Here is a 22,885-nt window from a genome sequence, read left to right as displayed (position 1 = left end):
GTCGTCCCCGCCAGGGCGCCCGCAGGATGGGTGCGGGCTGGACCGTTGACGATCGTTGGGCGGGCATCGCGACCGTGCCGCGCAGCGTCGCCGGTGCCGGCCTGTTCGATTTCGGCCCGTCGGAACCGGCCGAGACCGAGCGCACCCTGTCGTTGCCGCGCGACGAACAGCGTGACGAAGACACCTCAGAGTGATGGTGCTCGCCGCAGTCGGGGATTCCTTCCAGCAGACCGCGGCATCGGGTCCGTTGCTGCTGGCGCTGGGAGCCTGCCTGCTCGCGGGCCTGGTGTCGTTCGCTTCACCGTGTGTCGTGCCGCTGGTGCCGGGGTATCTGTCGTATCTGGCCGGGCTGGTCGGTGCCGAGGCGCCGCCTGCCACGGCCGCGCAGGCGGGCACCCTCACCGCGACCCGTCGTAGCGCCAAGCTGCGCGTGGCCGGTGCGGCGGGACTGTTCGTCGCCGGGTTCACGGTGGTGTTCGTGCTGGCCACGGCCACCGTGTTCGGCGTGATCCAGACCCTCAATGTCAACCGGGAGCTGCTGCAGCGCATCGGCGGTGTGGTGACGATCCTGATGGGTCTGGTGTTCATCGGCCTGGTGCCCGCGCTGCAGCGCGACACCAGGATGGAACCGCGCCGGTTCACCAGCATCGTCGGCGCGCCCCTGCTGGGCGGGGTGTTCGCGCTGGGCTGGACGCCGTGTCTGGGCCCGACGCTCTCGGGTGTGATGGCGGTGTCGGCGGGCACCGAGGGCACCACCGCGGTGCGCGGTGTGGTGCTGATCGTGGCGTACTGCCTCGGGCTGGGCCTGCCCTTCGTGGTGCTGGCTTTCGGTTCGGCGGGCGCGCTGCGTGGTGTGGGCTGGCTGCGGCGCAATTCGCGCACCATCCAGGTAATCGGGGGTGTTCTGCTCGTCGCCGTCGGCGTCGCGCTGGTCACGGGGGCATGGGACCAGTTCGTCGGCTGGGTGCGCGACGGTTTCGTCTCCGAGGTGACCCTCCCGATCTGATGACTGACACACTGACTCCTCCCACCGCCCCCTCCCCGCCCCGCAGGCAGTCGCTGCCGGGCCGTGCCTGGGCCCTGGTCCGCAACGCCTGGCGTGGCCTGACCAGCATGCGCACCGCGCTGGTGCTGCTGTTCCTGCTGGCCCTGGCCGCCATCCCCGGCGCGCTGCTGCCCCAGCGCAGCCTCAACGCGCAGAAGGTCGACCAGTACATCGCCGACCGCCCGACGCTGGGTCCGTGGATGGACCGCTTCGAACTGTTCGACGTGTTCGGCAGTTTCTGGTTCACCGCCATCTACGTGCTGCTGTTCATCTCGCTGGTCGGCTGCATCCTGCCGCGCTGCTGGGACCACTACCGGGCCCTGCGCACGCCACCGGTGGCCGCGCCGCGCAACCTGGGCCGCCTGCCGCACCACGGCAGCGACACCGTCGACGAGGACGCCGCCGCGTTCGTCGAGCAGGCGCGCGAGCAGTTGCGCGGCTGGCGCACCGAGGTGCGGCCCGGTCAGCGCGACGGCGAGGTGACGCTGTCGGCGGAGAAGGGGTACCTGCGCGAGTTCGGCAACCTGGTGTTCCACCTGTCGCTGGTGGGGCTGCTGGTCGCGATCGCGCTGGGCAAGCTGTTCGGCTACGAGGGCAATGTCATCGTGATCGCCGACAGCGGTCCCGGTTTCTGCACCACCTCGCCCGCGGTGTTCGACTCCTTCCGCGCGGGCAATGTCAACGACGGCACCGGGATGACCCCGCTGTGCGTGCGCGTCAAGGACTTCAAAGCCGACTACCTGCCCACCGGCCAGGCCGAGATGTTCACCTCGAACATCGAGTACCAGGCCGGCGCCGACCTGAGCACCGATACCTGGCGCAGCACCGAACTCGCCGTCAACCACCCGCTGCGCGTGGCCGGTGACCGCGTCTACCTGCAGGGCCACGGTTTCGCGCCGACCTTCACCGTCACCTTCCCGGACGGGCAGACCCGCACCGAGACCATCCAGTGGCGCCCCGACGACGCCCAGACCTTCCTGTCCAGCGGCGCGCTGCGCATCGACCCGCCCGGCGGCATGTACGCCACCGACGAGGAGCGCCGCCAGAACCAGATCGCCATCGAGGGCCTGTTCGCGCCCACGGCGTTCTTCCACGGCAGCCTGCTCACCTCGTCGTTCCCGCGGATGGACGATCCGGCCGTCGCCGTCGACATCTACCGCGGCAACACCGGCCTGGACACCGGCCGCTCGCAGTCGCTGTTCGCGCTGGACCCGGAGATGATCAAGCAGGGCCGGCTCACCAAGGAGGCCAGGGTCAACCTGCGTCCGGGGGAGTCGACCACCCTGCCCAACGGCACCAAGGTGAGCTTCGACGGGGCCGAGGAGTTCGTCAACCTGCAGGTCTCGCACGATCCCGCCCAGCAGTGGGTGCTGATCAGCGCGCTGACCATGATGGCCGGACTGCTGGTGTCGCTGTTGGTGAAGCGGCGCCGGATCTGGGTCCGGGCCTACCCCGCCGAGAGCGGTACGGGTACCGTGGACCAACGACGCACCGTAGTAGAGATGGGCGGCCTGGCCAGAAGCGATCAAGCGGGCTGGGGCGGCGAATTCGATCGACTGCGGGCACGGCTGCTGGGAGCGGAGAACTGATGCGGATCGACGAGACGCTGGCGCGGTACAGCGATTTCGCCTTCATGTCGGCCATGGCCATCTACGCCCTGGCCACGGTTCTGCTGATCGTGCAGTACGCCTCGGCGCGCGCCAAGCAGGTCGCCGCCCGCGAACTGGTCACCGTCGGCGCCCCCGCCGATCCCGCCCTGCCCGGCCGGATCGAGGCGCCCCCGGTCAAACCGCTCAGCGAACGCCTCGGCAACATGGCCTTCGCCGTGCTGATCGTCGGCGCCGCACTGCACGTGGGCTCGATCGTGCTGCGCGGATTCGCCACCCACCGCTTCCCGCTGGGCAACATGTACGAGTTCACCACCATGGCCACCGCGGCCGCCGTGGTGATCGGCCTGTACTTCCTGCGCGACCAGCGCTACCGGGCCATGTGGGCGTTCCTGCTGGTCCCCGTGCTGATCCTGATGTTCCTGGCGGGCACCGTCCTCTACGCCGACGCCGCCCCCGTGGTCCCCGCGCTGCGCTCGTTCTGGCTGCCCATCCACGTCACCATCGTCAGCATCGGCAGCGGCGTGTTCCTGGTCTCCGGCGTAGCCAGCCTGCTGTACCTGTACCGCATGCGCCAGCCCGCGGGCGAGGAGTCGAACAACATCCTCGGCACCATCGCCCGCCGCCTCCCCGACGCCCGCACCCTCGACCAGCTCGCCTACAAAACCACCATCATCGGCTTCCCCCTCTTCGGCGCGGGCGTCATCCTCGGCGCCATCTGGGCCGAAGCCGCCTGGGGCCGCTTCTGGGGCTGGGACCCCAAAGAAACCTGCTCCTTCATCGCCTGGGTCCTCTACGCCGCCTACCTCCACGCCCGAGCCACCTCCGGCTGGCGAGACACCAAGGCCGCCTGGATCAACATCGCCGGCTTCGTGGCGATGCTGTTCAACCTGTTCATCATCAACATGGTGATCAGCGGGTTGCACAGCTACGCCGGACTGAACTGAACGACTACCTGCGCTTCGGGTATCTCCGTCTCTCTGAGATGGCCTACTCCGATGCGGACGCCAGGATGATGTCGGTCGTCGGTGCCGAGCATGTCATCCGATATGCACCCGTTCTGCGGTCGATATAGAGGTACGTCGGGTAGCTGTCGGGTTCGGCGCATTGCCAGTACTTTCCGCCGGGAGCAACTCGCACGTTCAAGCGTTCGGCGGGACCGATCAGCAGATCCGCTGCCATCTGTTCGGCGCGGGCACGGTTCACCGGACCCACATCGCTGAGGTACGAGAACAACCGGGCTACATATTCGGCCCAGCGTCGCACCCACGCATCATGGCTCGTCGACGCTCGGGCGGCGGCAGCGTCCAACGCCGAATAGGCGTCCGAGAGTTGCCAGCCCACGATCCGGCGGGAGTAGTCGCGCAGGACGTTGGCGCAGTAACGCTGTTTGGGGCACGAGGATTCCTCGGCAGCATCGAGCAGGAATGTCAACCCCGCAGGGTCGTGCAACAGGATGTCTTCATCCTGGTCGGCCAACTCCGCATAGGGGTCGGCCGCCCAGATCCAGAAGGAACGTTCATCGACGAAAGGCCACACCCCAACTAGCTTATGTAGAGCGCTATCGGTTGGTCGTCACGCGATCGGTTCACAGCTCGAACAACGGTTCGCAGCGTGTTCCTTCGGGCGTGAAGATGAGAATGTAGTCCTCGCTGGCCTGTGTAGTCGTCTGCCGAAGTTGTTCCAGGACTTCTGATTCAGAGGGAAGTTCCAGTCCGAGCGATACGGCGGCTCGATCGCGGCGATCGAACAGATCCGGAAGGTCGCGCAAGTATTCTGCTGACGCTTTGCGACTCTCGTCCAGGGTGAGCGCCGGGCAGTCGCGCCACCAAGGCGCAACGAGCAAGAGCCTTAACAACTCCGGTACGCCGATCGCCACCAGACCAGCAGAGCCTTCGGAGTCGGCGTACATGATCGGTCGTTCCTCGCCGCCTTCGCCGCAAAAGAAGTATGTACCCCCGGCCCCGTCCCCAGCGAACCCCTGGAGCTGCGCGCCTGAAGCGAGATGCACGTCCTCGGCATGGTCCGACCGATCGAGATCGAAGTCTCCAGGCCAGTTCAGGAACTCGGACGCATCGTCGTGTTCCCTGATGACGGCCAGCAACGTAGACATGGACCGACACTACCGCCGCGAGATACAGGCCGACTTTCGATAGTCGGCATGAATGGATGGTCGAGGGCCAAGCCGGCCACCGTCCATGCGCAGGTCAAGCCAGACCAGGCCATCCGCGGTGTCAGTCCCGCCACCTTGGTATGCAGTGCGTACGCAGCGCTTCCCAGCGGTGACGTATCAGACAGCGTTGCGCCCCGGAATTCTCAGGTCCGGCACAAAGAGTCAATTCCAGCCCGCCCGTGATCTCGGGCCTGCACAGCTACGCCGGTCATATCCTCATCCACCACCGCGGCGAAATGCTCCCGCGACGACGTTGCTGAACGAACCAGGCGGTCTCGTAGGCTTGGCTTCGTGGCGGCGATCAGGTTGGGAAATGGGAGCAGGACGGTGCTGCAGGTTCGCATCGAGCCATGGGGCGAGGACTACTGGATGCGTCCTGGGGACGAGTTCACAATCGGCTACGACGATGCCGACCATGACGAGAAGATGATGGGTGGCCCCCATTTCGATGTGACGTTCCACGGGGGGTGCTACGAGGTCTGGGTCGGCTCTTCCGACATGGGGCTGCGGATGCGCGACCAGTCAGGAGCTGAACTCGAGCACGGTCACCAGCGGCCGATCGATCCTGCCGACAGCTTCGGGACGTGTCCACCATCAACATGGTGATCTCGGGTGTGCGCAGAAACGTGTGTCTCAACTGATCGTCCGACCTTCCACGAGGTCTGGTCCCAGGACTCGCGCCACCGCAGTTGCGATCGCCGGGCACGGCGTGCTGTCGCCCAGCTTGTAGCCGACCGACACGAACGTCTGGACCGGGTGCAGTGGCCCGCTATCCGGATCTGCGAGCGTATCGGCCGACAACGGTCGATGCTGCGGGCGGGCAAGTGCGAAGCAAGTCAGCTGGATTCGGCTGTCTTCGCGCCAGAAATGGTCCAGCACCGCGGGATTGCCGAAGTCGAGCTGGTCGAAGACGATGGCGATATCCATTTGTCCATAGGGTGCGGCGGCGAGGGCGGGCCCGATATCCGTGGGATCGCTCCCGGTCGCCAGCACGCGGCCTACTTCGAGAGCCTGGCCCCAGGGCGGCGGCGCCTGTTCGTCGGCCCGATCTGCGGGTTCGGTGCGCTGTTCGCCCCCGACGGTCACTGAGCCGTCGCGGATACTCCAGCGGATACCGCCGAGAATCCCGACATAGGGCAGTTCGGCATTGGCGGACAACTCACCGGCGACCAAGGTCCAGGGCGCGCACGCCACCTGGTCGCGAATCATGCCAGCCGCCAACTCGGCGAACTCCGCCGCATCCGGCAGAAACGCCTCGGGCGGGGCCAGGAATTGATCTGTCCAGATACCCATATCCGAGACGATGCCAGTTACGGCCGGTCAACCGTGTTCCCACCTTCGCGCGACCTCGCCCGTGCAAGACCGTCGACGCATCCTGATGCTGGTGGCGACTCTGGATCTGGACATGGCAGTGCCCGTGAACTCAACGTCCCCAGGACCCGCAGGCAACGGCCGATGTGGATTCGCCTAGTGTTTGCGCACCATAGCGTGTAGGTGGGCAGTCGGTCGGCGGTCCAGGGAAGGGCCAAGGTTCGTGGAAGTTCCGAGTCAGTACCGGGATCCTGATTTTGCCCAATCGTTTCCAGACAGTGGACCGCAGCGAGAGCTCAGCCATTCCGCCGGGTTCCAGGTGTATGAGCCGTTTGGATCGCCGCCTGTGGATCTGCGGCAAGGAAGGACGTTCGACCGCATTGCAGCGGTGTTCTTGCTGGTCGCTGCCATGATGCTCTGGGTGGTCCGGGCGTGGGCCGTCCTCGTCGAAACCGACTACACGTTCGGCAGATTCACCCTCTACGAGATCGCGGCCGGGCTCATAGTCGCCGTTTCTGTAGCCGCGTCCGCCCTGGCTCTGCTGGGAATCACCTCGCGCGTACCGGCTCTTCGGGGACTCACCCTCGCCGCGGCGGGCATCGCGCTCGGTGAATCGCTTTCTTCCCTCGCTGCCTGGGCGGAGACCGGGTCCATGCTGACGGGCTTGTCCTGGCTCTATTTCCCCATGACATTCTGTGCGCTGGCGGCAACGGCAACAGCAGCGATCGGCATCGCGCTGGAAGCCGGTCGAACGGCACGATCGTAGGACAATATCGACGTGCCAGCGTTGCGAGGAACGGTTGTTCGGTGGGTGTGTGAGGACAGCACTGCTGGGGGAGTCATCGAAGTTCGGTTCGGCGACGCCGATGGCGGGGTGCATTCCATCGTCGACAAGGTGCCGGTCTTCTTCGGTGCCGACGATGATCCGCCGCGGCCGGATTCCATCTATCCGGTTTCGTGTTCGGTGGATGTGGTCGTGGTCGAGCACCTCGACTCCGGGCGAACTGTCATCGATCTCCGGTGGTCGGAGTCGACCACCGGGCAAGTTCGGTTTCTCGTTCGGGCCGGCGATATCGCATGAATACTGTGCTCGAGTCCGCGCCGTATCAGACGGCGTGCATCGGGTGTGGACAGCGAGCCGGAGGCACGGTCTTCGAGGTTCTTGCGGCAGGAGTGCATCAATGGGATGTCGAGGGTGACTGTTCGGGGTGTGGGTGTCGGTGGAGTGAATGTGGTTATCCGGCGCCGTTGGATGGCATGCGGGCGGCAATCATCGCTGCGAACGGCACGTCGACTCTTCGGGTTTTCGGGGGTGGCGCCATGTCTGTGGTGATGGGGGCGCTTCGGAAGAGCAGGGTGTTGTCGCTGGTGGAGGCCCGTGTGATGGCTGAGGAGCTGTGCGGTGAGGGCGTCGAGGGGACTCGGGTCGAGGTGGAGGTGTTGGCGATTTCGTTGCGGGCGGTGGGGATGACTGTGGATATCCGGTCGGCGGGTTGAGGGCGAATTCCCTTGGGGTCGTGGACATTGCATCGCGAGGTGCGGCCATGACGGATTGTCGAGCCGGGGGAAGGAGGACAGTTCGATGGGTGATAGCTGCGGGTGGGGGGTGTGACTCTCTCCGGGGAATTGGGCAGAACGGACAGGGCTTGGCCATGATTCTCGGGTTCATGTTCACAGGTGTTCATAAAGGAAAAGTGCTTGATGAGTTTCATGGGTAAGGCTGTTGTCGCGGTTGCGGCGGTGGGCCTTGCGGCCGGGTCGGTGATCGGTGCCGGTACGGCGGACGCGGCTGGTGGACTGCACGGTGCGATCGCGTTCAGTGTCGAGAACTGGAGTTACGGGACCAGCGTCGACGCGCCGAGTCGCGCGGCGGCCATCGATGAGGCGCTGGCCTGGTGCGGGTTCGGTGGAATCTCCGACTGCGTCGTCGTGGTCGACTGGCAGGACGGCTGTGGTGCGCTCGTCTACACCGATGGCGCCGTCGGGAGTGGGGCGGGATTCAACAGTTCGGCCGCGCTGTTCGGGGCATACACCAGTCTGGCTCGATACCATCCGCCCGCGATGCTGGCCAATGTCGGTTCCGCGGACAAGTCGGATACCGAGATCAGCGAAGTGGTCTGCACCGCCGGCGCGAGCTGACCAGATGATGTGACGAAGGCCCGGCGCTCGGGGGAGCGGCCGGGCCTTCGGTGATCGTCGGGGATCAGCAGTAGTAGCAGATCTTGTTGGCGGGGAGTTCCACGTGGCAGGTCAGGCAGACCGGCTTGCGGACGGGTTCGGGCTTGGGGATGGTGACGCTGCGGCGGGAGGTGGCGGTGCGCTTGGCTTCGACGGCCTCGGCGGCTTCGGTGGCGGCCAGGTCCTGGGAGGTGCGCTGGCGGACGGCGGCGACCTTCGGGGGGAGGGTGGGCAGGCCGCCGTCGGCGGGGAGGTCGGTGGCGTAGTGCTGGTAGCACTGCCAGCGGGCGGCGGCGGCGTGCATCTCGAGGTCGTCGGGGATGGGCAGGCCCGCGAGTTCGAGGATGTAGCGGTAGCCGGTGCCGACGGTCTGGTTGCGGCGCACGCACAGGGCGCTCAGCGGCGGTTCGTTGTTCTTGTGACAGTGCTCGGCGACGCGGTCGAGCACGACGGGCAGCCAGTGCTGCCACTTCACCTGGGTGCGGATCCCGGACTCTTCCTGGACCAGTTCCGCGAGCTCGGTGTTGACGATGAAGTTGTTGAAGCGGGTCGCTGTCGCGGCGAGCACCTCGTGTGCCGCGCGAGTCCACGCCGACCGTGCCTCGGTGAACGTCACGGCGCTGCCGTCGGCCGCGCGCCAAGTGGTCGGAATGGAACCCTGCTGCACATCGATCACCGGAATACGTTATCTACCCGGGTTTTTCGCGCTGCAATCGGGGGTATGTGTGCCAGCTCACGATGGCGTGTTTCATCCCGACTGGCCGGTATCATGCCGAGCCGGATCACGGTGTGGGCCGGAGCACGCCGGTGTCAGAGATCGCCGGAATCGTCGCGGTGCTGCTTGCCGAGGCGCCAGAGGAACTCCGGGTCGTCGTCGGGGCCGAGCACCTGGCGGCGGGTGGAGCCGGGATGGGGCTTTTCGGGGCCGAACGCCTTCCAGCACAGCACCGCCACGGCCACGATCGCGATGAGTGCCAACAGGTACGTCACGTCGCTCACCTCCTGCTATCGAGGGTAGCCGTGTCCGCGCCGTGTGCACATCCGCAACGGAAGGGAAATATCCGGCAAACGCGAGCCCGGGACAGGCTCGCGCCGCCGGTGTGGGGTCAGCGCGGGGCTGCCTCGGTGGTGAGCGACCTGAGCAACTGCAACACTTCGGACTCGCGGAAGCGGCGATGTCCGCCCGGCGTGCGCAGCGAACCGAGCCTGCCCGCATGAGCCCACCGTGTGACGGTCTTCGGGTCTACGTGGAACATGGCGGCCACTTGGCCTGGTGTCAGCAGAGTGTCCTGGCCGCCGACGGTGATCGCAGTCATAGCTAACCTCTCCGTTCTCGACAGTTCCCTCATCAGATGGCGTCATCGTCGCACTGCGACCCCCACCTAGTCGAACCACCTACTGTTGGTAAAGGGGAAGTAATAGACAAAAGCCGCGAACGGGGCTGCGCCGAGCGGTCCGGCCGCGGGGTTAGGCTGTTGGCGTGAGTGAAGCAACCGGTCAGCAAGGTTCGGGCGCGGGAAAGCGGCTTTTCCGCAATCTGGCCCTCTACACGCTGGCCCGCCTCGGCCTGGTGGTGGTGATCGCCGCGCTCATTATCGGCGTCGCCGCGCTGATCGGGGTCGATATCCCGATCATCGTCGCCGCGCTGTTCGCTCTGCTGGTCGCGATGCCGCTTTCGCTCACCCTGTTCAAGTCGCTGCGGACCAAGGTCAACGCCGACATCGCGATCGTCGACGAGCGCCGTCGGCAGGACAAGGCGCAACTGCGGGCCCGCTTGCGGGGTGACGACGACGGGTCGGCCGCGTGAAGGTCGTCGACCACAGCGCCCCGCGGGCCTGGGTCGACAACGCCGTCCGGCTGATCGACGCCGATGCCCAGCGCTCGGCCGACACCCATCTGCTGCGCTACCCGCTGCCCGGCGACTGGCCGGTGCAGCTCTACCTCAAGGACGAGTCGACCCACATCACCGGCAGCCTCAAGCACCGGCTGGCGCGCTCGCTGTTCCTCTACGCCATCTGCAACGGCTGGGTGGGCGAGGGGACCACGGTGGTCGAGGCGTCGTCGGGGTCGACGGCGGTCAGTGAGGCGTATTTCGCCAAGCTGCTCGGCCTGGATTTCGTGGCGGTGATGCCCGCGTCGACCTCGCCGCAGAAGATCGCGCTGATCGAGGCCCAGGGTGGGCGCTGTCATTTCGTGCAGCGGCCGCCGGAGATGTACACCGAGGCCAAGCGGCTGGCCGAGGAGTCCGGTGGGCATTTCATGGACCAGTTCACCCATGCCGAGCGGGCCACCGACTGGCGTGGCAACAACAACATCGCCGAATCCATCTTCGAGCAGCTGGCGCTGGAGACGCATCCGGTGCCGGAGTGGATCGTGGTCGGCGCGGGCACCGGCGGCACCAGCGCCACCATCGGGCGCTACCTGCGCTATCGCAGGCACGCGACCAAGCTGGCCGTGGTCGACCCGGAGCATTCGGCCTTCTTCGGCGGGTACGAGACCGGTGACGCCGGGTACGAGACGGGCATGCCGTCGCGGATCGAGGGCATCGGCAGGCCGCGGGTGGAGCCCTCGTTCATCGGCCAGGTGGTCGACCGGATGATCCTGGTGCCCGACGCGGCCTCGATCGCCACCGCCCGCCACGCCAGCACCTCGTTGGGGCGCCGGGTCGGCGGTTCGACCGGCACGAATCTGTGGGGCGCCTTCGCGCTGATCGCCGACCTGCTGGCCGAGGGCCGCAGCGGCAGCGTGGTGACGCTGCTGTGCGACGGTGGCGACCGCTACGCCGGAACCTACTTCGACGACGCCTGGGTGGCCGGTCAGGGGCTGGATCTCGCCGGCCCGACCGCGATCCTCGACGAGTTCACCGCGTCCGGCCGCTGGAACGGCTGACTTCTCCCGCCCGACCCGTTCGCTCTCGGCGATGTCAATTTTCGTTGACATCGCCAGTATCGTCAATCAAAATTGACACCATGACGGACGCAACAACCCTCGCCGCCGCGGCCGGAAATCCCGATCCCGCGGTCGGCCTGCGCGCGGTCCTCGCCCTGCGCAGGCTGGCCGACCGGCTCGAGACCATCCAGGTGGCCAATGCCAGAGCCAACGGCTGGTCCTGGCAGGCCATCGCCGAGGCACTCGAGGTGAGCAAGCAGGCCGTGCATCAGAAACACAACCGGAGAGGCGGAACCCGCTGATGTTCGAGAGATTCAGCAAGCACGCCCGGGTGGCCGTGGTGGTGGCCCAGGAGGACGCGAAGGAACTCGGGGCCTCCCGGATCAGGCCCGAGCACCTGCTGCTCGGCGTGCTCACCCACGCCGAACCCGACCTGGCCGCGGTCCTCACCGCCCGCGACATCACCGCCGACGGCGTGCGCGCCGCGCTGGCCGCCCGGTCGGACGAGACACCGCTGGGCGCCGACGACGCCGAGGCGCTGCGCTCGATCGGGATCGACCTCGACGCCGTGCAGGCCAGCGTCGCCGAGAACTTCGGCCCCGACGCCTGGGACCGCGCCGAACCCGAACCCCGGCGCGGCGTCCTGGGCCGGTTGCTCGGGGGCGGCAACTGGGGGCACATCCCGTTCACCACCGAGGCCAAGAAGTCGCTGGAACTGTCACTGCGCGAGGCGATTCACCACCGCGACCGCGAAATCCGCACGCCCCACCTGCTGCTGGGCATCCTGCGTGCGGGCGAACCGGCCACCACCGCGCTGCTCGGCGGTCCCGAGACGGTGACCGCGCTGCGCGCCGACATCCGCGCCATGCTCGACCGCGCGGCCTGAATTCGGCGCCGGGTTCGTGTCAGTCCCGCCGCGATGTCCGATTCCGGGCCTAGCATGGCGGGTATGCAGCTAGCAATACGGTTGGTCATCAACGCCGTTGCCATCTGGGCAGCGGCCGCGTGGATCGACAAAATCGATATCTACGTGCCGCCGGACTGGTCCCAGGAGTGGGGCAACTGGGGCAAGGCCCTGGTCATCGTGCTCGTCGCGCTGGTTTTCACGGCCGTCAACGCGGTGATCAAGCCGATCGTGAAACTCCTGTCCCTGCCGTTCGTGATCCTCACCCTCGGGCTGTTCCTGCTGGTGGTCAACGCGGGCATGCTGTGGCTCACCGCCAAGATCACCGAGATCACCGACTACGGCCTGCGTGTCGACGGCTTCTGGGCCGCGCTGTGGGGCGGTGTCATCATCACGCTGGTCAACTGGGTGCTCGGCATCCTGGTGCCCGACGGCGACTAGTCGGTGAAGGTGATCCGCACCGAGATCGGATCGCTGGCCAGGGCGCGGAACGTCGCCGCCGTCAGGCCGGCGAAGGCCGGATTCGAGGCGAAACCGCGGGCCCGGGCGGCCACGTCGTCGCCGGGGCGCAGCTCGGCCACCCCGGTGCGCCAGCGATCGCCCTGGCGCACCCGGACTTTCGGGTCGGCGCCGATATTGGCGGCCCAGCCCGAACGGGTGCCGTGCTGGCTGATCACCCAGGCGCCGGTGTCGTCGAAGGACACCGACACCGGCACCACCCTGGGCTGACCCGACTTGCGGCCGGTGGTCTCCAGCTCGGCGGCCAACGAGGTGCGCACGCCGATGCGGCTCAGCGCGCGCACCGCCGGGTTGCCCACATAGCGGCCGACGGTGCGTTCGATCTGGAACTTGCGGTTCTTCGCGCGCACGGTGGAACCCCTTCTGCTGCGGAACGCGTCCAGGCCGTTGCGCTGGAGCATGGTCGCCGCGGTGAGCCACGGCGTGCGGTGGGGATCGGGGTCCTCGCCCGCGCCGAGACGGTGCAACTGGTCGGTGTGCCATTGCAGGTCGAGCGCGCCCTCGAGGGCTTTGATCGAGGCCAGGGCCGTCAGCGCGGCGGGCAGGCGCAGCGAGATCTGGCGCGAGGGCAGCCGGGTGGTGCGCCCGCCCAGCAGCTCGCCCGCCGCGCCGGGATCGAGGGTGCTCGGGCGGCCGAGACCGACCACATCGCATTCGCGCGAGTCGACCGCCGCGTCCATCGCCGTCCTGGTGCGGAATCCGCCGGTGACCGCGAGCGGCACCGCCCCGGCCAGTGCCCGCACCGAGCGGGCGTAGTCGAGGAAATACGCCTCGCGCGCGGCCGTGCTCGCCGAGCGGGTGACCGGCCTGCCCATCATGGCGGGGGATTCGTAACTGCCACCGCTGATCTCGATCAGGTCCAGCCGTTCGGCGGCCAGCAGGCTGATCACCGCGCGGGACTCGTCCTCGGTGAAGCCGCCGCGCTGGAAGTCCGCGGAGTTGAGTTTGATCGCCACCGCGAAGGAATCGGACACCTCGGCGCGGATCGCGCGAACCACCTCGAGCACGAAGCGGGCGCGGCGCTGCGCGTCACCGCCCCAGCGGTCGGTGCGCTGGTTGGCCAGCGGCGAGAGGAACTGGGAGACGAGATAGCCGTGCGCGCCGTGGACCTGCACGCCGTCGAAGCCCGCGGCCTCGGCCACGCGCGCGGTGGTGGCGTAGCGGTGCACGAGGTCGGTGATCTCGGCGTCGGTGAGCGCGCGGGGCGCGGGGACACCGGGGATGTCGAGCGCGATGGCCGACGGTGCGACCGGCTGGGCCTTGGAGGCGAGCGGGTTGGCCTGGCGGCCGGGGTGATTGATCTGCATCCAGACCCGGGAGCCGCCCGCCTTGGCGGTCTCGGCCCAGCGGTGCAGGGCGCCGAGATGGCGTTCGTCCTCGACGACGACATTGCCCGGTTCGCCCAGCTGGGTGCGGTCGACCATCACATTGCCGGTGACGATCAGGCCGAAGCCACCCGTGCCCCAGCGGCGGTAGAGCCGGTCGAGGCGCTCGTCGGGACCGAAGTCCGCGGTGCCGAGGCCCTCGCTGAGCGCGGCCTTCATCAACCGGTTGGGCAGCACCTGGCCGCAGGGCAGGGCGAGCGGGTCGCTCAGGGCTGTCATCGTCGACTCCTCCGATCGAAGTACACCGATCGGTGTACTCGGCCGACGGTAGTACACCGATCGGTATACTTCAATGGACCGAACGGAAGGACGCCCGATGGCAGCGCGTGACGGACTCGTGCAGAGTGCGATCGACCTGGTACGCCGCTACGGCGTGGCCGGGACCGGTGTCACCCGGCTGCTCGACCACAGCGGGATCTCCCGCCGGACGGTCTACCTGAACTTCCCCGGCGGCAAATCCGAGCTGATCACCGAGGCCACCCGGGTGGCCGGGTGCGCGATGACCGGGGTGATCGAGACCTTCGGCCGCCGATCCGATCCCGAGGCGAGCATCGCCTCGTTCACCGAGGCGTGGAAGAAGGTCGTGGAATCCAGCGATTTCCTCGCGGGCTGCCCGATCGTGGCCGCGGCGCTGGGACGTTCGGAGGCACCCGACGCGGCCGATGCGGCGGGGGCGGCGTTCGACGACTGGGAGCAGGCGCTGGCCGCCCGGCTGCGGGCCGAACAGGTCGCGCCGGAGACCGCGCTGTCACTGGCGACGACGGTGATCGCGGCCATCGAGGGCGCGGTGGTGATGTCACTGGCCCAGCGCAGCGCCGAGCCGCTGGACCGCACGGGGCGTCATCTGGCCGAGCTGATCCGGGCGCATGTCCCGTCGCAGCGGCCGGTCGTCGGGCCCGACAGGCCGCTGTCGGCCTGATCCGCCGGGCTCAGCCCAGGCCGACGGCCAGCGCGCTCAGTGCCGACCAGGCCAGCAGCGCGAGCCCCGAATCGCGGAGAGCCGGGATCAGTTCCAAGCCGTTCTTGCCGGTGCGGACCGGGGCGTTGGCGCGCACGGCCAGCGGGGCGGCCAGCAGGCCGACCAGGGCCCACGGGGTGCGGGCCACCAGGACGACGCTCAGGACGAACGGCACGGCCAGCAGGATCAGGTGCAGCGTGCGGGTGCGGGCGTCGCCGAGTTTCACCGCGAGGGTGACCTTCCCGGATTCGGTGTCGGTGGGGATGTCGCGCAGGTTGTTGGCCACCAGGACCGCGCTGGAGAACGCACCCACACCGATGGCCAGCAGCAGCCCGACCCAGTCGACCCGCAGCGCCTGCACGTACTGGGTGCCCAGCACCGCGATCAGGCCGAAGAACACGAACACCGCGATCTCACCGAAACCGCTGTAGCCGTAGGGCTTGCTGCCGCCGGTGTAGAACCAGGCGCCGGCCAGGCACAGCGCGCCGATCAGCACCAGCCACCAGGCCGTCGTCACCGCCAGGACCAGGCCCGCGACCGCGCCGAGGGCCAGGCTGAGGACGGCGGCGGTGCGGACGGCGGTGGGGGAGGCCAGCTTCGAGCCGACCAGCCGCAGCGGGCCGACGCGCACGTCGTCGGTGCCGCGGATGCCGTCGGAGTAGTCGTTGGCGTAGTTCACACCCACGATCAGGGCCAGCGAAACGACCAGGGCCAGTATCGCTTTCCACCAGACGGCCCCGTCGATCGACGCGGCGGCACCGGTGCCCGCCAGGACCGGCGCGATCGCGTTGGGCAGCGTCCGCGGCCGGGCGCCCTCGATCCATTGCGCTGCTGTAGCCATGGTTCGAAGCCTAGCCGCGTGCCGGAAGCTAGGCGGATTCGGCGAGGGTCTTGAGCCGGGCCAGGCCCTTGTCGAAATCCTTGCCGATCATGTTGTCGATCGGGAACACCTTGCCCAGCACGCCCATCAGGCCGGAGTGGGTGCCGGTCATCGTCCAGGTGACCTCGGTGTTCGCGCCGCTGGGTGCCAGGGTGAAGGTGACGAAGTTGGTGGCCTTGAACGGTTTCTCGAAGGTGAGCTCGATGCCGATCTCGCGTTCGGCCTCGGCCTTGATCTCCATGGTGCCCGCGCCCGCCTTGCGGTTGCCGCGCCAGGCGTAGCGGGCGCCGACCCCGGACTCCGGCCCGGTGTAGGTGCGGGCCAGTTGCGGGTCGGCGTCTTCCCACGGTGACCAGAGCAGCCACTGGTGGAAGTTGTCGATGTAGCCGCGGATACGTGCCGGTTCGGCGGCGATGCTCGTGCGCCGGATCACCTCGAAGTCGCCCATGGACGTCAGCGTAGGCCGGGGTGGTGACAAATCCGTGTGCGCGCGCCCGCGCGGGTCGGCGGGGTGCCGGTGCGCGGCCTACGATGACCTTCGGCATGTCTGCACAGCACCCCGGTCCGGGAGGGCCGTCTCCCGCCGCCGATGCCGCCGTCGTCGGCGTGCTCGGTGTGATCGCGATCGGTCGCGACGGATCGCTGCGCGCGCTTCCCGGCGCCCGCGCCCGGCTGCTGCTCACCGCGCTCGCGGTGCGGCCGGGCCGGGCCCGCAGCGCGCACGCGCTGGTCGAGGAGGTCTGGGGCGATCAGCCGCCGCGTGCTCCGATGAACGCCCTGCACACCCAGGTCTCGCGGTTGCGGGCGCTGCTGCCCGAGGGCGCGCTGGAGATCGGGCCCGCCGGGTACCGGCTGACCCTGCCCGAGGACGACGTCGACCTCACCGCGGCCCAGGCCCTGGCCCGCCGCGCCGACAAGCGGCTCGCCGCGGGCGAACTCACCGACTGCCTGGCCGCGATCGCCCGGGCCCGCGCCCTGTGGCGTGGCGACCCCGGCGCCGACCTGCCCGACTCCGCCCCCGCCGACGACCTGCGCGCCGCCGCCGACCACCTGCGCCGCGACCTCGACCGCATCGAGCTCGCCGCCCGCACCGCCCAGGGCGACCTCCCCACCGCCATCGCCCTGGCCCGCACCGCCGCCGAAGTCCAACCGCTCGACGAACCCGCCCACACCGCCCTGATCCGCCTGCTCGCCGCCGCGGACCGCACCGCCGACGCGCTGGAGGTCTTCGCCACCTACCGCCTGCGCCTCATCGAAGAACTCGGCGCCGACCCCGGCCCGGCCCTGCTCGCCCTCAACGCCTCGATCCTGCGCGGCGACCCGATCCCGCTGCCTCGCCCCGTCGACTCCGCCGGGACGAGTGACGAAACGATCCGTGCGGACGGCAGTGGCGAGGGCTCCGTGCCGGGCGGCGCCGGGCTCGCGCAGGCGGCTGGTGTCCGATCGGGTGCCCTGCCCACCGCCCTCGGCCTGCGCGCCGCCCCCAACGAATTGCTCGGCCGCGCCGCCGATCTCGACGCCATCGCCGCCATGGTCGGGCACTGGCGGGTGACCACGATCCTCGGGCCGGGCGGGACCGGAAAGACCAGGGTCGCCAACGCGGTCGGCGCCCGGTTGGGCCGCAGCGTGCCGGTGGTGCTGGTCGAATTGGCCTCGGTGCAGGGCGAATCGAGTACCGGCGCCGACGCGCGCGCCGATATCGAGGCCGCGATCGGCTATGTCATGGGGCTGGGTGAGCTCAGCGATTCGGCGCAGTTGCGCACGGGCCACACCGTCGACGCGGGCAGGCGGCTGCGCGAAGCGCTCGACGCGCGGCCGACGCTGCTCATCCTGGACAACTGCGAGCACGTCATCGAGGCGGCCGCCGACCTGGTCGCCGATCTGGTCGGCACGTGCGCGGGGCTCACCGTGCTCACCACCAGCCGTTCGCCCCTCGAGATCACCGCCGAGACCGTCTATCCACTGGCCCCGCTGGCCATCGACGCGGCCGGTTCGCCCGCGACGGAACTGTTCTCGGCGCGCGCCCGCGCGGTGCGCCCCGATGTCCGGCTCGACCCGGAGACGGTGGCGCGTCTGTGCCGCACGCTCGACGGCCTGCCGCTGGCCATCGAACTCGCCGCGGCCCGGGTGCGCACCATGAGCGTGGCCGAGATCGAGACCCGGCTCGAGCACCGCTTCGCCCTGCTGCGCAGCGGCGATCGGTCCGCGCCGCGCCGGCATCGCACCCTGCACGCGGTGATCGCGTGGAGCTGGAACCTGCTCGAACCCGATCAGCAGGTGGTGTTGCGCAGGCTGTCCCGGTTCCCGGCCGGATTCACCCTGTCGGCCGCGGAGGTGGTCGCCGCCGGCGCGGAGGTGCTCGACGTGGCGCTGGCGGTCGACGGGCTGGTGAGCCAGTCGCTGCTCACCGTCCTCGACGACCCCGACAACGGCGGCATCCGCTACCGGATGCTCGAGACCGTCCGCGAATTCGGCGCCGAACAGCTCGCCGCGATCGACGCGGACACCGACGGCGCCGAATCCACGCTGGTCCGCGACCGGATGGCGCGGTGGGCACGGGAATTCGCCGCCGCCGCGATCCGCACCTACCGCGACGGCGATCAGGTGTCGGCGGTCCTCGCCGTCGGCGCCGAACTCGACAATCTGATCGTCGTGCTGCGCACCGCCACCGATCGCGCCGACGCGGCCACCGTGTACGGGGTGTTCCCGGTGGTCGCGACGCTGTGGATGATGCGCGGCGCGCACCTGGAGTTCACCGGCTGGGCGATGCGGGTGATCGCGGTCGCACCACCGGAACCGGCCACCGGTGAGGCCGCCGACCTGCAGATGGTCACCCACGTGCTGACGCTGATGCACCTGATGTTCCTCGACGGCGGCCAGACCCGGCCGATCATGATCGTCCGGCTGCGCACCCGCCGGCTGGTCGGCCACCCCGGGCTCGACCCGGGGCTGGGCTTCCTCGGCCGGTTGATCAGCGTGCCGCTCGGGGACCTGCGGATCGGCCGGTTGTTCGCCGACTCGGTGCGCTCGGCGCATCCGCACGTGCGCGTCGCCGCGCTGATCGCCCGCGCCAACTTCTGGGAGAACCTGGGCAATATGCGCGGTTCGACCCGCGACGCCCTGCGCGCGCTCGACGAACTGGGCGACGGTGAGGTCTGGGGCGCGGCCAATCTCTGTCAGCATCTGGCCCAGCTGTGCGGTCAGTCCGCGCGCTACGCCGAGGCGGTGACCTACTACCGCCGCTCGCTGGCGCTGATGGATCAGCTGCGCATCCACGACGAGATCATGGAGAGCCGCTGCTATCTGGCCGCCGCGCTGATCGGCAACGGCAGGCGCGACGAGGCGCGCGCCGAACTCGACTTCGCCTTGCGGGCGGGCGATTCGGGCATCCGCCAGATCGACGACCCGCATATCCGCCGCAACCACCGCATCGCCACCGTGGCCACCGCCGTCGCCGAACTCGAACTGGCCGACGGCGACATCGACGCCGGGCTCGGGCACTACCGCCGCGCGCTCGAGCTGCTCGGCTGGCCGGATTTCGACGTCACGCCCGGCCCGGGCGGTCTGATGGTGGCCTCGGCCGCGGTCAGCGCGTATGTCCTGCACGGCCGGGCGGCGCAGGCGGGCGACATGGTCGTCAGCGTGGTCGCCGCGACCCGGTGGCGGCTGAACAAGTACTTCGATCTGCCGCAGGTCGGCGCGGTGGGCTGCGCGCTCGGTTCCTATCTGCTGGCCACCGGCACCGACCGCGCCGCGGGGCTCGAGCTGCTGGCCGTGGCCGCCACTTCGGTGGCCCGGCAGGACAATCCGTCGATGGAAGTGGCCCGCCACCTCGCCCTGCACCGCGACGCCGTCGGCGCGCAAGCGCTGGAGCTGGCCCTGCAGCGGGCCGCGGGGGTGCGCCGGACGGCGTCGGCGCACCGCATCGTCGAGCTCGCGGGCACCCTGGCCTGAGACACGGCAACGGCATCCGGAGCGGTCCGGATGCCGTCGCCGAAGGCGTGTCAGGCGCGGCGCATGTAGGCCCGCACGGTCAGCGGCGCGAAGATCGCGATCACCACGACCGCGCCGAGCAGCGACCACACCAGGTCACCGCCGAAGCTGTTGGCGTTCATCAGCTCCCGGGCGGCGTTGACCATGTAGTACACCGGGTTGACGTGGTTGAGTCCCTGCATCCAGCCCGGCATGGTGCTCACCGGGGCGAAGGCGCCGGACATGAACGTCAGCGGGAACATCACCATCATCGAGATGCCCTGCACCGACGCGGCGCTCTTGCCGGTGACACCGACCAGCGCCCACACCCAGCTGATCGCGAACGAGCACACCACGACCATCAGCACCGCGGCGAGCACGCCGGTGAGCCCGCCCTCGGGCCGGTAGCCCAGGCACAGGCCGACGATGATGGTCAGCGTGGAGGCGATGCCGTAGCGCACCATATCGGCGATGAGCGCGCCTGCCAGCGCCGAAACCCGGGCGATGGGCAGCGATTTGAAGCGGTCGAACACGCCCTTGTCCATGTCCTCGCGCAACTGGGTGCCGGTGACGACCGAGGTCAGCACGACGGTCTGCACCAGGATGCCCGGGATGAGCACCGGCAGGTAGCTCGACACACTGCCCGAGATCGCGCCGCCGAAGATGTAGGTGAACAGCGCCGTGAACAGGATCGGCTGCACCGTCACGTCGAAGAGCTGTTCGGGATTGTGCTTGATCTTGAGCAGGCCGCGATAGGCCATGGTGAACGAGGTGGAGACGGTCGCGCGCAGACCCGGACGGTCACTGACCTCGGCGAGGTCGGTGGTGGGGGCGGGCGCCGTGAGAACTGCGGTCATGCCGCGCTCCGTTCGGTGTCGTCGGAATCCTCGGCCGGGTGGCCGGTGATGGTGAGGAAGACCTCGTCGAGGGTGGGCTTGCTGACGGTGATCTCCTCGACGCCGATCTCCCAGTCGCGCAGGCGGATCAGCAGATCGGCGGTGAGATTCGGGTCGGGCAGCGCGGCGGTGAGCCTGCCCGCCTCCGGGCTGATCTGCGCGCTCACGCCCAGGAAGTCGCCGACGATGCGGCGGGCTTCCTCGAGCTGATCGCGGTCGACCAGCGTGAGGTGCACCGAGGAGCCGCCGATCGAGGCCTTGAGCTCGTCGGCGGTGCCGTCGGCGATCACCCGGCCGTGGTCGATCACGGCGATGCGGTCGGCCAACTGGTCGGCCTCGTCGAGGTACTGGGTGGTGAGCAGCACCGTCGCGCCCTCCCGGACCAGACGCCGGATGGTGTCCCACATCTGGGCGCGGGTGCGCGGGTCGAGGCCGGTGGTCGGCTCGTCGAGGAACAGCAGTGGCGGGGTGGCGATGAGGCTGGCGGCCAGGTCCAGGCGCCTGCGCATGCCGCCGGAGAAGTTCTTCAGCGGCTTGTTCGCGGCCTCGGCCAGGGCGAACTCGTCGAGCAGCTCATCGGCCCTGCGCCGGGCGTCGGCGCGGCTCAGGCCGAGCAGCCGGGCGAAGATGATCAGGTTCTCGGTGGCGGTGAGCTCCTCGTCGACCGAGGCGTACTGCCCGGTGACGCCGACCAGCGAACGCACGGCATTGGGCCGCTCGACCACGTCGTGGCCGAAGATCCGGGCGCTGCCGCCGTCGGGCCGCAGCAGCGTGGCCAGCATCTTGATGGTGGTGGTCTTGCCCGCGCCGTTGGGTCCGAGCACGCCGTAGACCGAGCCACGCGGCACGGCCAGGCTCACCCCGTCGACGGCGCGCTGCTTGCCGAACACCTTGACCAAGCCGTCGGCCTCGACGGCGAGCGCGGAAGTGGGTGTGTAAGTCATGCGACCTACGGTGCCCACCGGGCCTTGCGTGGCTCTTGCACCGGCATGTCACGGCCCGTGCAAGAGCCGCGGCGGTCAGCGCGCGGAGTCGGCCTGCAGGTGCGCGCGCAGGGCGGCCCGGTCGGGTTTGCCCGGTCCGCGCAGCGGGATCTCGTCGAGAACCGCCAGCTCACGGGGGGCGGCGATGGAATCCAGCTCGGCGACGACGTGCGCGCGCAACTCGTCCAGCGTCGGCGCGGCACCCGGCGCGGGCACCACCGCCACCGCGACCCGCTGACCCAGCCGCTCGTCGGGCAGACCGAGCACGATGCACTCGCGGATTCCCGGATGCGTGGCCAGCACGGCCTCCACCACCTGCGGGATCACCAGCAGCCCGCCGGTCATGATCGCCTCGTCGAGCCGTCCGGAGATGGTCAGCACGCCGTCGGTGAAGGTGCCCGCGTCCTCGGTGCGGAACCAGCCGGGTTCGGCGAAGGCCGGATGATCGGGCAGATTGCGGTACCCGCGCGCGACCATCGCCCCGCCGAGGACCACCCGCCCGTCCTCGATCCGGATCAGCGTGCCGTCCAGCGGTACGCCCTCGTAGACGCACCCACCGCAGGTCTCGCTCATGCCGTAGGTCCGCACCACATTGATGCCCAGGTCGCGGGCCCGGTCGTAGACGGGCAGCGGCGTGGCCGCCCCGCCGACCAGCACGGCGTCCAGCTCGGCCAGCGCCTTGGCCGCCACCGGCGAATCCAGCGACTTGATCAGCTGCGTCGGCACCAGCGCGGTGTAGCGGCGCGGCCCGCGCATGGCGGCGACCGCCCCGGCCAGCGCCTCGGGCAGGAAACCGCCCGACACGTCCAGCACCGTCGGTTCGGTACCGGCCAGGATGCTGCGCAGCATCACCTGGATACCGGCGATGTGATGGGTGGGTAGCGCCAGCAGCCAGCTGCCCGGCCCGCCCAGCCGCTCGTGGGTGGCGTTGCCGCTGGCGCGCAGGGCTTCGGCGCCCAGCAGCGCGCCCTTGGGGATGCCGGTGGTGCCCGAGGTCGTCACCACCAGGGCGACGTCGTCGTCGATCGGATCGCCGGGCTTGAGCGCGTCGGAGAGCCTGCGCGCCTCGCGCCGATCGGTGGTGGGAATCGGCAGCCAGGCCGGGCCGCTGCCGTCGAGCGCCTGCCGCAGGTGGGGAAGCACTTCGCCGACACCGGAACCGGTCGGCATCTGCAGCGTCCGCAG

The 22,885-nt window shown here is 69.2% G+C and carries 27 protein-coding genes; 15 read left to right on the top strand and 12 right to left on the bottom strand.

Annotated features, from left to right (window positions below; genetic code table 11):
* Positions 1-26 precede the first annotated feature (26 nt).
* Genes ACFC06_RS14625 through ccsB form a run of 4 tightly spaced genes read left to right on the top strand, consistent with a single transcriptional unit; the run spans position 27 to position 3,599 of the window.
* Positions 27-194, top strand: coding sequence for a hypothetical protein (locus ACFC06_RS14625; protein WP_375930339.1), 168 nt, complete (start codon positions 27-29; stop codon positions 192-194).
* Positions 194-1,006: a cytochrome c biogenesis CcdA family protein gene (locus tag ACFC06_RS14620; RefSeq protein WP_375930335.1), complete on the top strand. Its 813-nt coding sequence runs from the start codon at positions 194-196 to the stop codon at positions 1,004-1,006. The genes ACFC06_RS14625 and ACFC06_RS14620 overlap by 1 nt, the downstream gene beginning before the upstream one ends.
* On the top strand, positions 1,006-2,634 hold the full coding sequence (locus ACFC06_RS14615) for a cytochrome c biogenesis protein ResB (RefSeq protein ID WP_375930332.1): 1,629 nt from the start codon (positions 1,006-1,008) through the stop codon (positions 2,632-2,634). The genes ACFC06_RS14620 and ACFC06_RS14615 overlap by 1 nt, the downstream gene beginning before the upstream one ends.
* Positions 2,634-3,599: a c-type cytochrome biogenesis protein CcsB gene (gene ccsB / locus ACFC06_RS14610; RefSeq protein ID WP_375930329.1), complete on the top strand. Its 966-nt coding sequence runs from the start codon at positions 2,634-2,636 to the stop codon at positions 3,597-3,599. Before ACFC06_RS14615 ends, ccsB begins: the two co-directional genes overlap by 1 nt.
* Before the next feature lie 43 nt (positions 3,600-3,642).
* Here the strand turns inward: ccsB and ACFC06_RS14605 are convergent, their stop codons facing one another.
* Positions 3,643-4,191 (bottom strand): hypothetical protein, encoded by a 549-nt coding sequence (locus ACFC06_RS14605; RefSeq protein WP_375930326.1) that lies wholly within the window; start codon positions 4,189-4,191, stop codon positions 3,643-3,645.
* A 49-nt stretch (positions 4,192-4,240) separates the two neighbouring features.
* Positions 4,241-4,765, bottom strand: a complete 525-nt coding sequence (locus ACFC06_RS14600) for a hypothetical protein (protein ID WP_375930323.1) — start codon at positions 4,763-4,765, stop codon at positions 4,241-4,243.
* A 387-nt stretch (positions 4,766-5,152) separates the two neighbouring features.
* Between ACFC06_RS14600 and ACFC06_RS14595 the strand changes: the two genes are divergently transcribed.
* Complete coding sequence (locus ACFC06_RS14595) at positions 5,153-5,431, top strand: hypothetical protein (RefSeq protein WP_375930320.1); 279 nt, start codon at positions 5,153-5,155, stop codon at positions 5,429-5,431.
* 27 nt (positions 5,432-5,458) lie between these two features.
* On the opposite strand, the gene ACFC06_RS14590 is transcribed toward ACFC06_RS14595, so the two are convergent.
* Positions 5,459-6,118 carry a hypothetical protein gene (locus ACFC06_RS14590; protein ID WP_375930317.1) on the bottom strand — a complete coding sequence of 220 codons (660 nt, stop codon included), beginning with the start codon at positions 6,116-6,118 and terminating at the stop codon, positions 5,459-5,461.
* Positions 6,119-6,482: 364 nt separating this feature from the next.
* On the opposite strand from ACFC06_RS14590, the gene ACFC06_RS14585 reads away from it, so the two are divergent.
* The 3 genes from ACFC06_RS14585 to ACFC06_RS14575 all read left to right on the top strand — a co-directional run bounded on the left by ACFC06_RS14585 (position 6,483) and on the right by ACFC06_RS14575 (position 8,275).
* Positions 6,483-6,902 carry a hypothetical protein gene (locus ACFC06_RS14585; RefSeq protein ID WP_375930314.1) on the top strand — a complete coding sequence of 140 codons (420 nt, stop codon included), beginning with the start codon at positions 6,483-6,485 and terminating at the stop codon, positions 6,900-6,902.
* Between the two features lie 554 nt (positions 6,903-7,456).
* Positions 7,457-7,633, top strand: coding sequence for a hypothetical protein (locus ACFC06_RS14580; RefSeq protein ID WP_375930311.1), 177 nt, complete (start codon positions 7,457-7,459; stop codon positions 7,631-7,633).
* A gap of 204 nt (positions 7,634-7,837) precedes the next feature.
* Complete coding sequence (locus tag ACFC06_RS14575) at positions 7,838-8,275, top strand: DUF4189 domain-containing protein (protein ID WP_375930308.1); 438 nt, start codon at positions 7,838-7,840, stop codon at positions 8,273-8,275.
* A gap of 64 nt (positions 8,276-8,339) precedes the next feature.
* On the opposite strand, the gene ACFC06_RS14570 is transcribed toward ACFC06_RS14575, so the two are convergent.
* The 3 genes from ACFC06_RS14570 to ACFC06_RS14560 all read right to left on the bottom strand — a co-directional run bounded on the left by ACFC06_RS14570 (position 8,340) and on the right by ACFC06_RS14560 (position 9,630).
* A complete protein-coding gene (locus ACFC06_RS14570; RefSeq protein ID WP_375930305.1) occupies positions 8,340-8,990 on the bottom strand; it encodes a hypothetical protein in 651 nt (216 codons plus the stop codon).
* Positions 8,991-9,124: 134 nt separating this feature from the next.
* Entirely contained in the window at positions 9,125-9,304 is a 180-nt protein-coding gene (locus tag ACFC06_RS14565) for a hypothetical protein (protein WP_375930303.1), read from the bottom strand.
* Positions 9,305-9,420: 116 nt separating this feature from the next.
* Positions 9,421-9,630: a BldC family transcriptional regulator gene (locus ACFC06_RS14560; protein WP_278261525.1), complete on the bottom strand. Its 210-nt coding sequence runs from the start codon at positions 9,628-9,630 to the stop codon at positions 9,421-9,423.
* Between the two features lie 164 nt (positions 9,631-9,794).
* Between ACFC06_RS14560 and ACFC06_RS14555 the strand changes: the two genes are divergently transcribed.
* From ACFC06_RS14555 to ACFC06_RS14535, 5 genes are all read left to right on the top strand, one after another.
* Positions 9,795-10,121 carry a DUF4229 domain-containing protein gene (locus tag ACFC06_RS14555; RefSeq protein WP_375930299.1) on the top strand — a complete coding sequence of 109 codons (327 nt, stop codon included), beginning with the start codon at positions 9,795-9,797 and terminating at the stop codon, positions 10,119-10,121.
* Complete coding sequence (locus ACFC06_RS14550) at positions 10,118-11,203, top strand: PLP-dependent cysteine synthase family protein (protein ID WP_375930296.1); 1,086 nt, start codon at positions 10,118-10,120, stop codon at positions 11,201-11,203. The genes ACFC06_RS14555 and ACFC06_RS14550 overlap by 4 nt, the downstream gene beginning before the upstream one ends.
* Positions 11,204-11,283: 80 nt before the next feature.
* Positions 11,284-11,505: a helix-turn-helix domain-containing protein gene (locus tag ACFC06_RS14545; RefSeq protein ID WP_375930293.1), complete on the top strand. Its 222-nt coding sequence runs from the start codon at positions 11,284-11,286 to the stop codon at positions 11,503-11,505.
* Positions 11,505-12,089 carry a Clp protease N-terminal domain-containing protein gene (locus ACFC06_RS14540; RefSeq protein ID WP_375930290.1) on the top strand — a complete coding sequence of 195 codons (585 nt, stop codon included), beginning with the start codon at positions 11,505-11,507 and terminating at the stop codon, positions 12,087-12,089. Before ACFC06_RS14545 ends, ACFC06_RS14540 begins: the two co-directional genes overlap by 1 nt.
* A gap of 63 nt (positions 12,090-12,152) precedes the next feature.
* Positions 12,153-12,548, top strand: a complete 396-nt coding sequence (locus ACFC06_RS14535; RefSeq protein WP_278261520.1) for a phage holin family protein — start codon at positions 12,153-12,155, stop codon at positions 12,546-12,548.
* On the opposite strand, the gene ACFC06_RS14530 is transcribed toward ACFC06_RS14535, so the two are convergent.
* Positions 12,545-14,230: a nitroreductase family deazaflavin-dependent oxidoreductase gene (locus ACFC06_RS14530; RefSeq protein WP_375930286.1), complete on the bottom strand. Its 1,686-nt coding sequence runs from the start codon at positions 14,228-14,230 to the stop codon at positions 12,545-12,547. The two genes, ACFC06_RS14535 and ACFC06_RS14530, sit on opposite strands and share 4 nt — an antisense overlap.
* A gap of 97 nt (positions 14,231-14,327) precedes the next feature.
* On the opposite strand from ACFC06_RS14530, the gene ACFC06_RS14525 reads away from it, so the two are divergent.
* A complete protein-coding gene (locus ACFC06_RS14525; RefSeq protein WP_375930283.1) occupies positions 14,328-14,930 on the top strand; it encodes a TetR/AcrR family transcriptional regulator in 603 nt (200 codons plus the stop codon).
* A gap of 10 nt (positions 14,931-14,940) precedes the next feature.
* Here ACFC06_RS14525 and ACFC06_RS14520 read toward each other — a convergent pair whose 3' ends face one another.
* Both ACFC06_RS14520 and ACFC06_RS14515 read right to left on the bottom strand, forming a co-directional pair.
* Positions 14,941-15,810 carry a 1,4-dihydroxy-2-naphthoate polyprenyltransferase gene (locus ACFC06_RS14520; protein WP_375930280.1) on the bottom strand — a complete coding sequence of 290 codons (870 nt, stop codon included), beginning with the start codon at positions 15,808-15,810 and terminating at the stop codon, positions 14,941-14,943.
* Positions 15,811-15,838: 28 nt separating this feature from the next.
* Positions 15,839-16,297: an SRPBCC family protein gene (locus ACFC06_RS14515; protein ID WP_375930277.1), complete on the bottom strand. Its 459-nt coding sequence runs from the start codon at positions 16,295-16,297 to the stop codon at positions 15,839-15,841.
* A 95-nt stretch (positions 16,298-16,392) separates the two neighbouring features.
* Here ACFC06_RS14515 and ACFC06_RS14510 point away from each other — a divergent pair, with 95 nt between their 5' ends.
* Positions 16,393-19,803, top strand: coding sequence for a BTAD domain-containing putative transcriptional regulator (locus ACFC06_RS14510; protein WP_375930274.1), 3,411 nt, complete (start codon positions 16,393-16,395; stop codon positions 19,801-19,803).
* Between the two features lie 50 nt (positions 19,804-19,853).
* Here ACFC06_RS14510 and ACFC06_RS14505 read toward each other — a convergent pair whose 3' ends face one another.
* The 3 genes from ACFC06_RS14505 to menE all read right to left on the bottom strand — a co-directional run bounded on the left by ACFC06_RS14505 (position 19,854) and on the right by menE (position 22,870).
* Entirely contained in the window at positions 19,854-20,678 is an 825-nt protein-coding gene (locus tag ACFC06_RS14505; RefSeq protein ID WP_375930271.1) for an ABC transporter permease, read from the bottom strand.
* Positions 20,675-21,661 carry an ATP-binding cassette domain-containing protein gene (locus tag ACFC06_RS14500; protein ID WP_375930268.1) on the bottom strand — a complete coding sequence of 329 codons (987 nt, stop codon included), beginning with the start codon at positions 21,659-21,661 and terminating at the stop codon, positions 20,675-20,677. Before ACFC06_RS14500 ends, ACFC06_RS14505 begins: the two co-directional genes overlap by 4 nt.
* 75 nt (positions 21,662-21,736) lie before the next feature.
* Positions 21,737-22,870 (bottom strand): o-succinylbenzoate--CoA ligase, encoded by a 1,134-nt coding sequence (gene menE / locus ACFC06_RS14495; protein ID WP_375935496.1) that lies wholly within the window; start codon positions 22,868-22,870, stop codon positions 21,737-21,739.
* Between the last annotated feature and the right edge of the window lie 15 nt (positions 22,871-22,885).

This window comes from Nocardia sp. NPDC056064, assembly GCF_042266925.1.
Lineage (GTDB): Bacteria > Actinomycetota > Actinomycetes > Mycobacteriales > Mycobacteriaceae > Nocardia.
The sequence above is the reverse complement of the archived record's forward strand: the minus strand, read 5'-3'. Positions and strand labels throughout refer to the sequence as shown.